The organism is Streptomyces sp. NPDC050485 (assembly GCF_044458185.1).
Classification (GTDB): Bacteria; Actinomycetota; Actinomycetes; order Streptomycetales; family Streptomycetaceae; genus Streptomyces.
This window is the reverse complement of the sequence record NZ_JBITHR010000005.1, coordinates 74,916-89,654: the sequence shown is the minus strand read 5'-3', so window position 1 is coordinate 89,654 and position 14,739 is coordinate 74,916. Positions and strand designations below refer to the sequence as shown.

Below are 14,739 nucleotides of genomic sequence, written 5' to 3'. Positions count from 1 at the left end.
GGGCGGCGCAATCGTACGAACATGGGACAATGAACTACGTGCTTTTCCCCTGGCTGAAATGCTTGGGGCCACCTCGAACGACTGGGATGTTCAGCACGTGCGTTTCCTCAACGACATCAAGCCGCCGTACGACCTGACGTACGACGATGTGTTCATGGTGCCGAGCCGCTCCGCGGTGGGCTCCCGCCAGGGCGTCGACCTGGCCTCCCCCGACGGCACGGGCACCACCATCCCGCTCGTCGTCGCCAACATGACCGCGATCGCCGGCCGCCGCATGGCCGAGACCGTGGCCCGTCGCGGCGGCATCGTCGTGATCCCCCAGGACATCCCGATCGAGGTCGTCACCGACGTCATCACCTGGGTCAAGACCCGCCACCACGTCCTGGACACCCCGATCGTGCTCGCCCCGACGCAGACGGTGGCCGACGCGCTGGCCCTGCTGCCGAAGCGGGCGCACAACGCGGGCGTCGTCGTGGACGGCGACCAGAAGCCGGTCGGTGTCGTCACCGACGCCGACCTGACGGGCGTGGACCGCTTCACCCAGCTGTCCGAGGTCATGTCCAAGGACCTGCTGCTGCTCGACGCGGACATCGACCCGCGCGAGGCCTTCAACAAGCTGGACGGCGCCAACCGCCGCTACGCCCCCGCCGTGGACAAGGACGGCCGCCTGGCCGGCATCCTGACCCGCAAGGGCGCCCTGCGCGCGACGCTCTACACCCCGGCCACCGACGCCAACGGCAAGCTGCGCATCGCCGCCGCCGTCGGCATCAACGGCGACGTGGCCGGCAAGGCCAAGCAGCTCCTGGACGCCGGCGCGGACACGATCGTCGTGGACACCGCGCACGGCCACCAGGAGTCGATGATCGCCGCGATCAAGGCCGTCCGCGGCCTCGACCCGCAGGTCCCGATCGTCGCGGGCAACATCGTCGCCGCCGAGGGCGTGCGCGACCTCATCGAGGCCGGTGCCGACATCATCAAGGTCGGTGTGGGCCCCGGCGCCATGTGCACCACCCGCATGATGACCGGCGTCGGCCGCCCGCAGTTCTCCGCCGTCCTGGAGTGCGCCGCCGAGGCCAAGAAGTTCGGCAAGCACGTCTGGGCCGACGGTGGCGTCCGTCACCCGCGCGACGTGGCCATGGCGCTCGCCGCCGGCGCCTCCAACGTCATGATCGGCTCCTGGTTCGCGGGCACCTACGAGTCCCCGGGCGACCTCCACACCTCCGCCGAGGGCCACCTCTACAAGGAGTCCTTCGGCATGGCCTCCGCCCGCGCGGTCAAGAACCGCACCAGCGACGAGTCCGGCTACGACCGCGCCCGCAAGGCTTTGTTCGAGGAGGGCATCTCCACCTCGCGCATGTTCCTCGACCCGGCCCGCCCGGGCGTCGAGGACCTGATCGACTCGATCATCGCGGGCGTCCGCTCCTCCTGCACCTACGCCGGTGCCTCCTCGCTCGCCGAGTTCGAGGAGAAGGCCGTCGTCGGCATCCAGTCCGCCGCCGGTTACGCCGAGGGCAAGCCCCTGCACGCCAGCTGGAGCTAGTACGCACCGTTCGACGGCCCCCGTGAATCTCCTTGATTCCGGGGGCCGTTGACGTACCGTCATAGAATTTTGCGGAGGGTCGCCGTCACGGCGGCCGCGATCCGGGCGTGCCCCGCGTCATTGGGGTGCAGGCCGTCCGCGAGGTCGTCGGGGCCGAGCAGATCCCGGCCGGGCAGCACGTGCAGCCGCCGGTCGCCGCACCCGACGAGGTCCCGGCCCGCCTCCTCCATCGCCGTACGCAACTCGGCGAGCGTGGCCCCCAGTCGGTTGGGGGACGACTCCGCCTCCGGGCGCAGCACGGGGGAGAGCAGCAGGATCGGCAGGTCCGGATGGCCCAGGCGTACGAGCCGTACGAACGCCAGCGTCGTCTCGTACAGCAAAGTGGCCGAAAATGGCGTCCGCGACCAGCAGTTGGTGCCAAAGGCGAGCGTGATGACATCGGCCGGGAGCCTCGCGAGCTGTTCGGCGGTGGGCAGTTCACCGCGCGCCGCGCCCGCGTAGCCGAGGTTCACCGTGTCCAGGCCGAGCGCGCGGCCCGCGACGGCCGGCCAGGCGTACGCGGGCCGGGTCGACCACCAGCCCTCGGTGATGGAGTCGCCGTGCACCACCCAGCGGGGCCCGCGCGGGGCCGGGGCGATGGCGCCCCCGACCGCGCGCACCGCGACGATCCTCGGACCCTGCGACTCGGGCGGATGCACAGTGAACGGCCCCTCGGAACACGGTAATTGGAGGCGTACGCGCCCTTCCTCCAGCGGCCTCGCGGCCGTCTCGCCGAGGCACTCGCCGCCCTGCCAGAGTGCGAAGGTGTGCGCGAACGCGTGCAGCGCGTCGGCGGGATCCGGCACCCGGGCGCGGTAACGGATCTCGATCGCCGAGGCTCCTCGCGCGGTGAACTCGATCCGCATCCCGATGGGCAGCGCGGCCCGCTCGCCGGTGTCCCACGGCAGCCGCATCGTGTCCTCGGGGTCCGCGCGCACCGCCCGCCCCTCGGCGTCCAGCCACGCCACCCCGCGCAGAAAGGGGGCGGGATCCAGCCACTGTGAACCGGCGGCCCCGCGCCCCTCGGGCACGGCCTGTGGCCCCGGCTCGGCCGCCCGCGTCCCGCCCCGCCCATCCCGTCCCATGGGGCCGGACCCTGCAGCAGGCCCGGCCACGTGTCAATGGCGCCCATGGGGCGACCGCGAACCGGTCCGGCGCACGGATCGAACGTTGATGTGCAACAAACACCCATCCGTCGGCCTTGTGCGCAATGATCAACCGGCGATGCGCAAGGTTGCTGCATTACGACTGGGAAGCAGAAACCCATAAGGTTCTCGCCGTACGTGGAGTGGCGGGAACCGCCTGCTCGGCGGAACCGGCCACGGGAAGGCTCCATGCTGCCCGGAACGTCCCTGTATGCGGGAAGGCCGGACCGTCGCGGTCACCCCACCGCCCGATCGGCAGCGATAAGGAGCCACCTCAGTGTTGGATCACGGCGCAGCGCCACCTTCGACCGACGCCCCCGCGACCGGGGGTCCCCGCCCCGGCCGCGGTCTCATGCGGCGCAAGCCGGTGGAAGCGCTGGTCGCGGAGGGCGGCCAGGGCGAGGGCGGCTCCCTGAAGCGCTCGCTCGGCATGTGGCAGCTGACCATGATCAGCATCGGTGCGACGCTCGGCACCGGTATCTTCGTGGTGCTCGGCGAGGCCGTCCCCAAGGCCGGACCCGCCGTCACGATCTCCTTCATCCTCGCCGGCCTCACGGCGCTCTTCTCCGCCCTGTCCTACGCGGAACTGGCGGGCTCCATCCCCGTCGCGGGCTCTTCGTATTCGTACGCTTACGCAACCCTCGGTGAACTCATCGCCTGGATCTGCGGCTGGTGCCTGATCCTGGAGTACGGCGTCTCGGTCGCCGCGGTGGCCGTCGGCTGGGGCCAGTACCTCAATGAGTTCCTGGACGGCACGATCGGCGTCACCATCCCGGACGCGCTGTCCGCGCCGCCCGGCGACGGCGGGATATTCAACCTGCCCGCGCTGATCGTCGTCGTGCTCGCGATGGGGCTGCTGCTCGGCGGCGCCCGCGAGTCCGCCCGCGCCAACACGATCATGGTCGGCGTGAAGATCGCCGCCCTGATCCTGTTCTGCGTGATCGGCTTCATGGGCTTCAAGTCGGGGAACTACTCGAACTTCATGCCGCTCGGCACGGCCGGAGTCAGCGGGGCCGCCTCGACCCTGTTCTTCTCCTACATCGGCTTCGACGCGGCCTCGACGGCCGGCGAGGAGGCGAAGAACCCCAAGAAGGACCTGCCCCGCGCGATCATGCTCTCGCTGGTCATCGTCACCGCGCTGTACGTCCTGGTCGCGTTCGTCGCCGTCGGCGCCCGCCCCTGGAAGCAGTTCGAGGGCTCGGAAGCGGCCCTGGCCGGCATCATGAAGGACGTCACCGGCCACTCCTTCTGGGCCACGCTGCTCGCCGCCTGCGCCGTGATCGCCATCGCCAGCGTCGTCCTGACCGTGCTCTACGGCCAGACACGCATCCTCTTCGCGATGGCCCGCGACGGTCTGGTCCCCAAGGTGTTCGCCAAGGTCAGCCCGCGCAGCGGAACGCCCGTCGCCAACACCGTGGTCGTGTCGCTGTTCTGCGGCGTGCTGGCGGCCGCGGTGCCGCTCGGCAACCTCGCCGACGCCACCAGCATCGGCACGCTGTTCGCCTTCGCGCTGGTCAACGTCGCCGTCGTGGTACTCCGCCGGACCCGCCCGGACATGCCGCGCACCTTCCGGGTGCCGCTCGGCTGGGTCGTCCCGGTGCTCGGCTTCCTGAGCTGCGCCTACCTGATGTGGAACCTCTCCCTGATCACCTGGGAGTACTTCGGAGGCTGGATGGCCGCCGGTCTCGTGATCTACTTCGGGTACGGCTACCGCCGCTCCAGGCTGGCCACCGCCTCACAGAAGTGATCCACCCGCAGTGCGACTCAATGACCTCGACGAACGCATCGTCCATGCGCTCGCTGAAGACGCCCGCCGCTCCTACGCCGACATCGGCTCGCTGATCGGTCTGTCCGCGCCCGCCGTCAAGCGGCGCGTCGACCGGCTGCGGGCCGAGGGGGCCATCACCGGGTTCACCGTCCGCGTGGACCCGGCGGCCCTCGGCTGGGAGACCGAGGGATTCATCGAGATCTACTGCCGTCGCAACACCTCGCCCGACGCCATCAAGCGCGGGCTGGAGCGTTACCCCGAGGTCGCGTCCGCCTCCACCGTCACCGGTGAGGCGGACGCGGTCGTCCAGGTCTTCGCCTCCGACATGCGGCACTTCGAACGGGTCCTGGAGCGCATCGCGGGCGAGCCGTACGTGGAGCGCACGAAGTCCGTGCTCGTCCTGTCGCCGCTGCTGCGCCGCTACACGTCCGGCTCACCCGCGTAGGCGCTCCGCGCGGTCGTGCGGTTATCGGCTGCGGACCGATGGGGGTCCCCCCCGCTCGAACGAAGTTGAGAGCTCGGGGGAGGCTGGTCGCGCAGTTCCCCGCGCCCCTTAGGGGCTTCAGCCGGCCCCGCGCCTCTGACAGGCTCAGCTCTTCGGCTGCTCGTACACCGGGTGCCACGGCAACACCTTGAAGTCGCCGGTGCCCTCCTTGACCTTCTCGAAGGGGGCCGAGCTCACGCACTTCGGCAGCTGCTGCTGCTCGACGTTCCTGCCGACCCAGCTGTAGCCGAGCGTGTCGTGCTTGCCCTGGTCGTGCACGGTGACACCGACCCGCTTGCCCTTGAACGGGGTGTCCGAGTCGGTCACGATCCCGGTGACCACGGCGACCTTCCCGCCCGTGACCAGGCAGTCCACCTTCGCCTTGGCCCAGCCCGACTGCCCGTTCGGGAAGACGTGCTTGAAGGAGAAGGTGCCGGTCGCCGCCTCCGGGTCCATGTTGTCCTTGGCCGCCAGATGCGCGTCGAAGGTGAACGTGATGTCGTCCCCGGCCGGCCGGTACAGCTTCGCGGTGCCGGTCAGGGCGGCCGCCTCACGGGGCTTGCCGTTGTCGGCACCATTACCGGCGGCCGACGCCGCTCCGGTGGCTCCGGCGGCGATGAGGAGGGCCGCGCCCACGGCGAGGACACGGGTGCGGGCGGGGGTGGAGGCGATGCGGGACATGGCAGGACCCTTCGTACGGTCACGAGGCGGCGCACCCGGTCGTTCCGGGCAGGACCAGCCTTCCGCGCCCGGCGGCCGCGCACATCGCACCGCGGGCCGGGCCCACTCCGCCGCGCGGGGGAGGAGACCTGGACCGAAGTCGTAAGGGCCCCGTCAAGACGGCGCAACAAATCGCCGCCGACCGGCCCGGACGCGCAACGAATCATGCGGAGGCGCGCAACGGTGGCGCCTTGTCCGGGCCGAACACCGGAACGTACCGTCTATCCGACCCCACAACGCACTTCCGCCCCTGCCGAGGACTGCCCATGCCGCCGTTGCGCACCGCCCTGCTCCAGAGCTCCGGCCGCCTCTCGGATGTCGCCGCGAACCTGACGGCGCTGGACGAGGCGGCCGAGCGGGCGGCCGCGACCGGCGCCGGGCTGCTGGTCTGCCCCGAGCTGTTCCTCACCGGGTACGCCATCGGCAACGACGTGGCGAAGCTGGCCGAGGCCGCCGACGGCCCCTCCGCGCGGGCGATCGCCGACATCGCGGTACGGCACGGCCTGGCCGTCGCCTACGGCTACCCCGAGCGCGACGGTGAGACCGTCTACAACGCGGTCCAGCTCATCGGCTCCGACGGCGGGCGCCTCGCGAACTACCGCAAGACCCACCTCTTCGGCTGCTTCGAGCAGGAGGCGTTCACGCCGGGCGACCAGCCGGTCGTCCAGGCCGAGCTGAACGGCCTCCGGGTCGGCCTGATGATCTGCTACGACGTGGAGTTCCCGGAGAACGTGCGGGCGCACGCGCTGGCCGGCACCGACCTCCTCCTCGTGCCCACCGCGCAGATGCACCCCTTCCAGTTCGTCGCCGAGTCCGTCGTCCCGGTCCGTGCCTTCGAGAACCAGATGTACGTCGCCTACGTCAACCGGACCGGCCCGGAAGGGGAGTTCGAGTTCGTCGGGCTGAGCTGCCTGGCCGGTCCCGACGGGGCCGCGCGGGCCCGCGCGGGGCGCGGCACCGAACTGGTCGCGGGCGACGTCGACCCCGAGTTCCTGGCCGCCTCGCGCGCCGACAACCCGTATCTGCGCGACCGCCGCCCCGGGCTCTACGCCTCCCTCGTCTGAGCCCCCAGCTCCCTCAACTTCCGTACTGTGCAAGGAGTCCGTACCCCATGACGTCCACGGTGCCCACCGCCGTCCAGCACATCGACGAGCAGCCGCCCGTCACGATGTTCGGGCCGGACTTCCCCTACGCGTACGACGACTTCCTCGCGCACCCGGCCGGGCTCGGCCAGATACCCGCGACCGAGTACGGCGCGGAGGTCGCGGTCATCGGCGGCGGCCTCTCCGGCATCGTCGCCGCATACGAGCTGATGAAGATGGGCCTCAAGCCCGTCGTGTACGAGGCCGACCAGATCGGCGGCCGGCTGCGCACCGTCGGCTTCCCGGGCTGCGACCCCGAGCTGACCGCCGAGATGGGCGCGATGCGCTTCCCCCCGTGCTCCACCGCGCTCCAGCACTACATCGACCTGGTGGGCCTGGAGACCAAGCCGTTCCCCAACCCGCTCGCGCCCGAAACCCCCTCGACCGTGGTCGACCTCAAGGGCGAGTCCCACTACGCCACTTCGGTGGACGAGCTGCCGCCCGTGTACCGCGAGGTCATGGACGCGTGGAACGCCTGCCTCGAAGCGGGCGCCGACTTCTCCGACATGAACGAGGCGATCCGCGAGCGGGACATCCCGCGCATCCGCGAGATCTGGGCCAAGCTCGTGGAGAAGCTCGACAACCAGACCTTCTACGGCTTCCTCTGCGAGTCGGAGGCCTTCAAGTCCTTCCGGTACCGCGAGATCTTCGGCCAGGTCGGCTTCGGCACCGGCGGCTGGGACACCGACTTCCCGAACTCCATCCTGGAGATCCTCCGCGTCGTCTACACCGAGGCCGACGACCACCACCGCGGCATCGTCGGCGGTTCCCAGCAGCTGCCGCTGCGCCTGTGGGAGCGCGAGCCGGAGAAGCTCGTGCACTGGACGCCCGGCACCTCGCTGAGCTCGCTGCACGACGGCGACCCCAAGCCCGCCGTGACCCGGCTGCACCGCACCGCGGGCAACCGCATCACAGTCACCGACGCGGACGGCGACATCCGCACCTACCGTGCGGCGATCTTCACCGCGCAGTCCTGGATGCTGCTGTCCAAGATCGCCTGTGACGACTCGCTCTTCCCGATCGACCACTGGACGGCGATCGAGCGCACTCACTACATGGAGTCCTCGAAGCTGTTCGTCCCGGTGGACCGGCCGTTCTGGCTGGACAAGGACGAGGAGACGGGCCGTGACGTCATGTCGATGACGCTCACCGACCGCATGACGCGCGGGACCTATCTGCTCGACAACGGGCCGGACAAGCCCGCCGTCATCTGCCTCTCCTACACCTGGTGCGACGACAGCCTGAAGTGGCTGCCGCTCTCGGCGGGCGAGCGCATGGAGGTCATGCTCAAGTCGCTCGGCGAGATATACCCGAAGGTCGACATCCGGGGCCACATCATCGGCAATCCGGTGACGGTCTCCTGGGAGAACGAGCCGTACTTCATGGGCGCGTTCAAGGCGAACCTGCCCGGCCACTACCGCTACCAGCGCCGGCTGTTCACCCACTTCATGCAGGACTCGCTGCCCGAGGACAAGCGGGGCATCTTCCTCGCGGGCGACGACATCTCGTGGACGGCGGGCTGGGCGGAGGGCGCGGTGCAGACCGCGCTGAACGCGGTGTGGGGGGTCATGCACCACTTCGGCGGCACGACCGACGCGACCAACCCGGGGCCGGGCGACCTGTACGACGAGATCGCCCCCGTCGAGCTCCCGGAGGACTGAACCCCCCCGCCGGGTCCTGCCGCGCCCGGCGGCCAGCTCCTTGAGCCCGGTCCACGCCTCGGTGAGCTGGGCGGCGCCCTGGGCCACGGGCAGCCAGCCGTCCGCGCGGTCCACCAGGCGGCGCGCCGCTCTGGGGCCCATCGCCGGGAGGTAGACCGGGATGGGGCGGGCCGACTTGGGGCCGACCTCGGACGGGGCGATGGTCGTCAACTCGTCCTGATACGCCACCGGATCGGGCCCCCACACCGCGGCGCACACGTCGAGGAGCTCGTCGAGGACCTTGCCCCGCTGCTCGAAGGGCGCCACGGCCGCCGCCGCGAACTCGTCGTGCGACCAGCCCGTGCCGAGCCCGGCGACGACCCGGCCGCCGCTCGCCGCGTCCAGCGTGGCGAGCGAGCGGGCCAGCTGGAACGGCACGTGCAGCGGAGCGATCAGCACGCTGGAGCCGACCCGGGCCCGCTCGGTCGCTGCGGCCGCCAGCGTCAGCGTGACCAGCGGGTCGGCGACCGAGCGGTAGATGTCGGGCCAGGGCAGGCCCGGAACCCCGTACAGCCCCTGGGTGGCGGGCTCGGGGAACAGCACCCGCTCGAAGACCCACAGGCTCTCGAAACCGATGTCCTCGGCCGCCCGCGCCACCGCGGGAACATCGCGGCCGATGTCGTACTGCTTCATCTGCGGAAGGCCGAGTCCGAGCCGGGTCGCCATGGTCACTCCTCAGTAGGGAAGCGAAAGCGGTGTGAGCAGGCACCGGTTCACCAGACCGACACCCGCGTCCAACCGATCTGTGAACTCCCGGGCGAGGCCCGGAAGTTCCCGTAGGTGCCACAGCACCTTCGCCTCGGACCAGGCGGCGTCCCGGGCCCGCTCCAGGCTCCAGCAGGCGAGGAGGTGGGTCAACGGATCGGCCACCTCCAACAGGTCGGGCCCCGGCATGAGTTCCTCGCGGATCCGCTCCTCCAGGGCCGCGAGCGTGTCGCCCACGCGCTCGAAGTCCCGTTCCAGGGCGGCGGGTCCGGCACCGAGCTCGCGGCAGGCGTCCACCACGGCGATCGTCAGATCGTGCCCGATGTGCGCGTTGATCCCGGCCAGCGCGAACTGCAGGGGATGGACGCCGGGATGGCGCCGGTACTGGAACAGCGGGCGCCAGCAGGCCGGCGGGCGCCGCCCGGCCGACGCCGCGTCCACGGCCGCGAGATAGCGCCCCGCGAACAGCACGTCGAGGGTGGCCGAGGCCCGGGGATCGGCGAACGCGCCGTGTCCGAGGAGCCGGGCGATCTCCTCGGTGACCTCCAGATAGACCCGGTTGAAGACCGCGATGCCGTCCCGGGCCGGCAGATCGGCCCGCAGTGCGCGCATCCGCCGCACCACGGGGGCGAGCGGCGCGGCGAGGCGGTCGGTGTGCGGAAGGTGTCCGGTCTGCGTCATGGTGGGCAGCGTCCCAGCCCGGCGCGGCGCTGAGCGCCGCCGGACCCGGGGCTTGACCGGAACGGATGAATACGCGGGCCACGCGGTGGCCCGTCGACCCCCTACGCCTCGTTCTTCTCCGGAGCCGCCGATCCTGAGCCGCACCGATCCTGAGCCGCACCGATCCGGAGCCGTCGAGAGGCAGCCACTCGAATACCCCTTCCGACTCGGTTTGTCCCTGCCGGGGTGATCGACTATTAATCACTTCGGCTCTGCGGTCCGCGGGGCGTCGAAAGATGTGGAGTGTGGAACATGGCCGGCTTCGGGTGGAAGCTGCACGGAGATGGCAAGCACCTGAGGCCCGGCGAGGTTGTCAAGCCGGGGGAGCGGCTGACCTGGGGGCGTACGGCAGGCCTCGGCGCACAGCACGTGGTCTCCATGATCGGCGCATGTTTCGTCGCGCCCGTTCTCATGGGGCTGGACCCCAACCTCGCGCTGATGGCGTCGGGCGTGGCGACCATCCTCTTCCTCCTGATGACCCGCGGACGCATCCCCAGCTACCTGGGATCCTCACTTTCGTTCGTCGGCGTGTCAGCCGTTATCGCGGGCCAGGGCGGGGACCTGGGCACCCTGACGGGCGCCATGCTCGTGGTCGGAGCCTCCTTGGCGGCGTGCGGCATCGTGATCCAGATCCTTGGCGCTCGGATCATTCATGCCGTACTCCCGCCGGCGGTGACCGGCGCTGTCGTGATGCTCATCGGTTTCAACCTGGCGCCCGTCACGGCGAAGACCTACTGGCCGCAGGACCAGTGGACGGCGCTTGCCACCATGCTGGCCACCGGCCTGGCGCTTGTGGTGCTGAGAGGTTTCTGGTCCCGCATCGCCATCTTCCTCGGCCTCGTGTTCGGGTACGCACTGTCGTGGGTTCTGGACCGTACGGCCGGCAAGATCCACTCTGCGGACGGCTCGGGCAAGATGACCGACCACTGGCGGATCGACTTCTCCGGCGTCGCGCACGCGGACTGGATCGGGGTGCCCACCTTCCACGCACCGAACTTCTCGGCATCGGCGATCCTGGTCGCCCTGCCGGTGCTGGTGGCACTGATCGCCGAGAACGCCGGACACGTCAAGGCCGTCGGTGAGATGACCGGGGACCCGCTCGACGACAAGATGGGCACGGCCATCATCGCGGACGGCGCAGCGACGATGCTGTCGACCGCCGTTGGCGGCCCGGCAACCACGACGTACGCGGAGAACATCGGCGTGATGGCCGCCACCCGCGTCTACTCGACCGCCGCCTACTGGGCCGCCGCCGGATTCGCGCTGCTCTTCGGCCTGTGCCCCAAGTTCGGCGCGGTCGTCGCGGCCATTCCGGGCGGTGTCCTCGGCGGCATCACCGTCATCCTGTACGGCATGATCGGCCTGCTCGGCGCTCAGATCTGGGTTCGTAACAAGGTTGATTTTGCTCAGCCGTTGAACCTGGTGCCGGCCGCCGCGGGCATCGTCGTCGGCATTGGCGGGGTCTCGCTGAAGTTCACCGACAACTTCGAACTCAGCGGCATCGCCCTGGGCACATTGATCGTGCTGACCGGCTACCACGCACTGCGCTGGCTGTCCCGAGCCGCCGGCACGCAGCAGCCGCCCCTGCTGGACGGCGGCACTACCGAATACGACGAAGGCGCCGGCAGTCCGGGTTGAGCCTCGGCTTCGCCGCGGCAGGTACTGCACGGGGGTGCATGAGCGTTTGCTTAGGATGGCTGGAAATCGCCTGGGCGGCATCTCGCCGCCGGCCCCGTCCCAGCAGCTGCGCCCCACCCCCTGGAGCGACCGGTTCAGGGCTGACGGACAGGCGCTGCTGCGTCCGCAGAGCTGACAGACGTCTGCGGGCGGGCGCCCGCCCGCAGTACCCGGGCCCCCGCGACCAGTCCGAGCCCGAGCGCCGTCACCAGGCCGAACGACACTACGAGTGACGTCAGATCGGCGATCGAACCGATCGCGGAGGGCGCGACCAGGCCCGAGGTGTACGTGATGGTCGCGACGCCCGCGATGGCCTGGCTCGGGTTCGGACCGCTGCGCCCCGCCGCCGCGAAGGCGAGCGGCACGACGACGGCCACGCCCAGACCCATCAGCGCGAATCCGCTCATCGCCACCGCGGGGTCCGGCGCGACCACCACGAGCAGCCCGCCGAGCGTGGCCAGGACGCCTCCGCCGCGCACCGTCCGCACGGCGCCGAAACGGTCGACCACCTTGTCGCCCGCGATCCGTGCCGCCGCCATGGTCAGGGTGAACGCGGTGGTGCAGGCCGCCGCCGCCCCGGCCGAACTGCCGAGCTCGTCGCGCAGATAGACCGCCGACCAGTCCAGGCTCGCGCCCTCCGCGAACACCGCGCAGAACCCCCACCATGCCGATGATCAGCGCCGACCCGGGCGGCAGCGCGAACCGCGGCGGCGGCGCCGCGCCGGGCGCGCTGCGCAGATCGAGCACGCCCTGGCAGGCGGCGAGGCCGAGCAGCGTGAGCACGGCGGCGGCCACCATGTGGTGCAGCCGCGCGTCGGCCCCCAGGTGTGCGGCCAGCGTGCCGGCCGCCGAGCCGATCAGTGCCCCCGCGCTCCACATGCCGTGCAGGCCGGACATGATCGAACGGCCCAGGCGGTTCTCGGTCTCCACGCCCAGCGCGTTCATCGCCACGTCCGCCATGCCCGCGGTCGCCCCGTACAGGAAGAGCGCGGCGCACAGCGTGTAGACGTTCGGGGCGAGCGCGGGCAGTGCCAGGGCCAGCGTCCACAGGGCGAGCAGCCCGCGCAGCGCGGTGCGGGCCCCGAACCAGTGGGTGACGGCACCGGACAGCGGCATCAGCAGGGACGAGCCGATCGCCGGGAAGGCGAGGGCGATACCGAGCTGGCCAGTGGACACCCCCGCGTGCTCCTGGATCCACGGGACCCGGGTGGCGAAGTTGCCGGTGACCGCGCCGTGCACACAGAAGACCGCGGCGACCGCGAACCTCGCCCGCCTCAACTGCCGTTGCTCCAGAGCCAATTCGGCTGCCATCGGCCGCATTCCCCCTCCCTCGGGGCGGCTTCCCCGCCGCCGGGGCGTAAACTATCAGGAACCCTGCCTGATAAATAGAACGGGCGGCGACCGACCTTCGGTGATCTGGAAGGATTCCCGGCATGCCCGCATCTCCGAGCACCGCCCGGGCCATCAACGACCGGCTCGCCCTGCGTCTCCTGCAGGACGAAGGTCCGTTGACGGCAGGCCAGTTGAAGAAGCTCACCGGACTGTCCCGGCCCACCGTCGCCGACCTCGTGGAACGCCTCCAGCGTGCGGGCCTGGTCCATGTCGTGGGGGAGTCCGGCGCCGAGCGGCGCGGCCCCAATGCCCGGCTGTACGCCATCGTCGCCGACCGGGCCCATCTCGCGGCTCTGGACGTCCGCACCCGGAGCGTCTCCCTCGTCGTCGCCGATCTGCTGGGGGAGACGCTGGCCGAGGCGACACTGCCGATCGAGCCGGACGCCGGGACGGGACCCGCCGTCGAGCAGGTCGTCGCGCTGCTTGAGCGCACGGCCAAGGAAGCGGGCGTGGAGCGGCTGCACAGCGTGGGCATCGGCGCACCCGGCCTCATCGACCCGGCGAGCGGTGAACTGCGCGACACCAGCGGGCTGCCCGCCTGGCACCGCGAACTCGTCTCGGTACTCGCGCGCCGCCTGCCCGCCGCCGTCCTGGTCGAGAACGAGACCAATCTGGCCGCCGTGGCCGAGCAGCGGCTCGGTGCGGCCCGGGGGCAGGACACCTTCGTGCTGCTCTGGCTCGGGCAGGGCATCGGCGCGGCCGTCGTCCTGGACGGGAAGCTGCGCCGGGGAGCCTCGGGCGGCGCGGGGGAGATCGGCTTCCTGCCGGTGCCCGGCACCGGCGGACTGCCGTCGGCGACCAGTTGCGACGGAGGCTTCCACGAACTGGTGCACGCCGGCGCGGTCACCCGGCTCGCCGCCGAGCACGGCCGGACGGGCGGCGCGCAGCAGGCGGTACGCGACGCCGACGGGCCCTTCCTCGACGCGCTGGCCGAACGGATCGCCATCGGGGCGGCGGCCGTGGTCGCGGTCCTCGACCCCGGTCTGATCGTCCTGGGCGGCGAACTGGGCCACGCGGGCGGGGAGTTGCTCGCCGTCCGTGTCCAGCAGCGGCTCGCCGGTCTCACCCCGCTCGCCACCGAGGTCAGACCCAGCGAACTCGGCGACCGCGCGGTCCTCGGCGGCGCCCTGCTGACCGCGCGGGACGCGGCCCAGGACGAACTCTTCGCCCCGAAGTCCTGACGAACTCCGGGAGTGAAGTCGTAACGGAACTCCGGGAGTACGGAGCCCGACGGCGGCCAAGGGCCGGGAGACCGCCGTCGGGCGTCAGGGGCCGCGCACACCGGCCGCGCCTCTCCTCGGAGGTCCGGGCCTCTCCTCGGAGGTGACGCAGAGATTAAGAGGACTAGACCATTGCGTCAATAGGTGGGGGTCGGATGCGTCACGGGGCGCGAACCGGAAGAGGGAAGTCCCCTTCCTGGCTACGGCTTGCGACGGGAAGGTCCCCTTCCCGGCCCCCGCTTGAGCCTCGCTCGAATCCGGCCACCTGTGAGCCAGGCCACAACCGTTCACTCGCATGGCCGTCGATCGGGCGTGGCACACTGGCCGTGTACCAGCAGCAGCGCACTCCGGGGTCGGTGTAATTCCGAACCGGCGGTAATAGTCCGCGACCCGTCCGCATCCAGCGGCCGGTTGACCAGGTGAAATTCCTGGACCGACGGTGAAAGTCCGGATGGGAGGCAGTGCGCGGCGGGCGGACCGTTCCACG

The 14,739-nt window shown here is 71.0% G+C and carries 10 protein-coding genes, 2 pseudogenes and 1 riboswitch; of the genes and pseudogenes, 7 read left to right on the top strand and 5 right to left on the bottom strand.

All coding sequences use genetic code 11. The features are described from left to right. Positions 1-58 precede the first annotated feature (58 nt). Entirely contained in the window at positions 59-1,540 is a 1,482-nt protein-coding gene (locus tag ACIBK6_RS12160; RefSeq protein WP_399051110.1) for a GuaB1 family IMP dehydrogenase-related protein, read from the top strand. Positions 1,541-1,599: 59 nt separating this feature from the next. Here the strand turns inward: ACIBK6_RS12160 and ACIBK6_RS12155 are convergent, their stop codons facing one another. Continuing rightward, positions 1,600-2,664: a GDSL-type esterase/lipase family protein gene (locus tag ACIBK6_RS12155; RefSeq protein WP_399051109.1), complete on the bottom strand. Its 1,065-nt coding sequence runs from the start codon at positions 2,662-2,664 to the stop codon at positions 1,600-1,602. Positions 2,665-3,001: 337 nt separating this feature from the next. Here ACIBK6_RS12155 and ACIBK6_RS12150 point away from each other — a divergent pair, with 337 nt between their 5' ends. Both ACIBK6_RS12150 and ACIBK6_RS12145 read left to right on the top strand, forming a co-directional pair. Then, positions 3,002-4,471: an amino acid permease gene (locus ACIBK6_RS12150; protein ID WP_399051108.1), complete on the top strand. Its 1,470-nt coding sequence runs from the start codon at positions 3,002-3,004 to the stop codon at positions 4,469-4,471. Between the two features lie 10 nt (positions 4,472-4,481). Next, positions 4,482-4,937, top strand: coding sequence for an Lrp/AsnC family transcriptional regulator (locus ACIBK6_RS12145; protein ID WP_399051107.1), 456 nt, complete (start codon positions 4,482-4,484; stop codon positions 4,935-4,937). Between the two features lie 144 nt (positions 4,938-5,081). Here the strand turns inward: ACIBK6_RS12145 and ACIBK6_RS12140 are convergent, their stop codons facing one another. Continuing rightward, a complete protein-coding gene (locus ACIBK6_RS12140; RefSeq protein WP_399051106.1) occupies positions 5,082-5,657 on the bottom strand; it encodes a hypothetical protein in 576 nt (191 codons plus the stop codon). Positions 5,658-5,962: 305 nt separating this feature from the next. Between ACIBK6_RS12140 and ACIBK6_RS12135 the strand changes: the two genes are divergently transcribed. Together ACIBK6_RS12135 and ACIBK6_RS12130 are read left to right on the top strand one after the other, a co-directional pair. Further along, positions 5,963-6,760 (top strand): carbon-nitrogen hydrolase family protein, encoded by a 798-nt coding sequence (locus ACIBK6_RS12135; protein ID WP_399051105.1) that lies wholly within the window; start codon positions 5,963-5,965, stop codon positions 6,758-6,760. Between the two features lie 47 nt (positions 6,761-6,807). Beyond that, positions 6,808-8,499, top strand: a complete 1,692-nt coding sequence (locus ACIBK6_RS12130; RefSeq protein ID WP_399051104.1) for a flavin monoamine oxidase family protein — start codon at positions 6,808-6,810, stop codon at positions 8,497-8,499. Here the strand turns inward: ACIBK6_RS12130 and ACIBK6_RS12125 are convergent. Together ACIBK6_RS12125 and ACIBK6_RS12120 are read right to left on the bottom strand one after the other, a co-directional pair. Continuing rightward, positions 8,488-9,204: pseudogene (locus tag ACIBK6_RS12125) on the bottom strand (TIGR03619 family F420-dependent LLM class oxidoreductase); the annotation flags it as partial. The gene ACIBK6_RS12130 and the pseudogene ACIBK6_RS12125 overlap by 12 nt on opposite strands. Before the next feature lie 9 nt (positions 9,205-9,213). Beyond that, positions 9,214-9,924: a DUF5995 family protein gene (locus ACIBK6_RS12120; protein WP_399051103.1), complete on the bottom strand. Its 711-nt coding sequence runs from the start codon at positions 9,922-9,924 to the stop codon at positions 9,214-9,216. A gap of 291 nt (positions 9,925-10,215) precedes the next feature. On the opposite strand from ACIBK6_RS12120, the gene ACIBK6_RS12115 reads away from it, so the two are divergent. Then, entirely contained in the window at positions 10,216-11,601 is a 1,386-nt protein-coding gene (locus tag ACIBK6_RS12115) for a uracil-xanthine permease family protein (protein ID WP_399051102.1), read from the top strand. A gap of 134 nt (positions 11,602-11,735) precedes the next feature. Here ACIBK6_RS12115 and ACIBK6_RS12110 read toward each other — a convergent pair. After that, positions 11,736-12,951, bottom strand: a pseudogene (locus ACIBK6_RS12110) (MFS transporter). A gap of 122 nt (positions 12,952-13,073) precedes the next feature. Here ACIBK6_RS12110 and ACIBK6_RS12105 point away from each other — a divergent pair. Continuing rightward, positions 13,074-14,213, top strand: coding sequence for an ROK family transcriptional regulator (locus ACIBK6_RS12105; protein ID WP_399051101.1), 1,140 nt, complete (start codon positions 13,074-13,076; stop codon positions 14,211-14,213). Between the two features lie 377 nt (positions 14,214-14,590). Then, a riboswitch (FMN riboswitch) is annotated at positions 14,591-14,721 on the top strand. Positions 14,722-14,739: the final 18 nt, after the last annotated feature.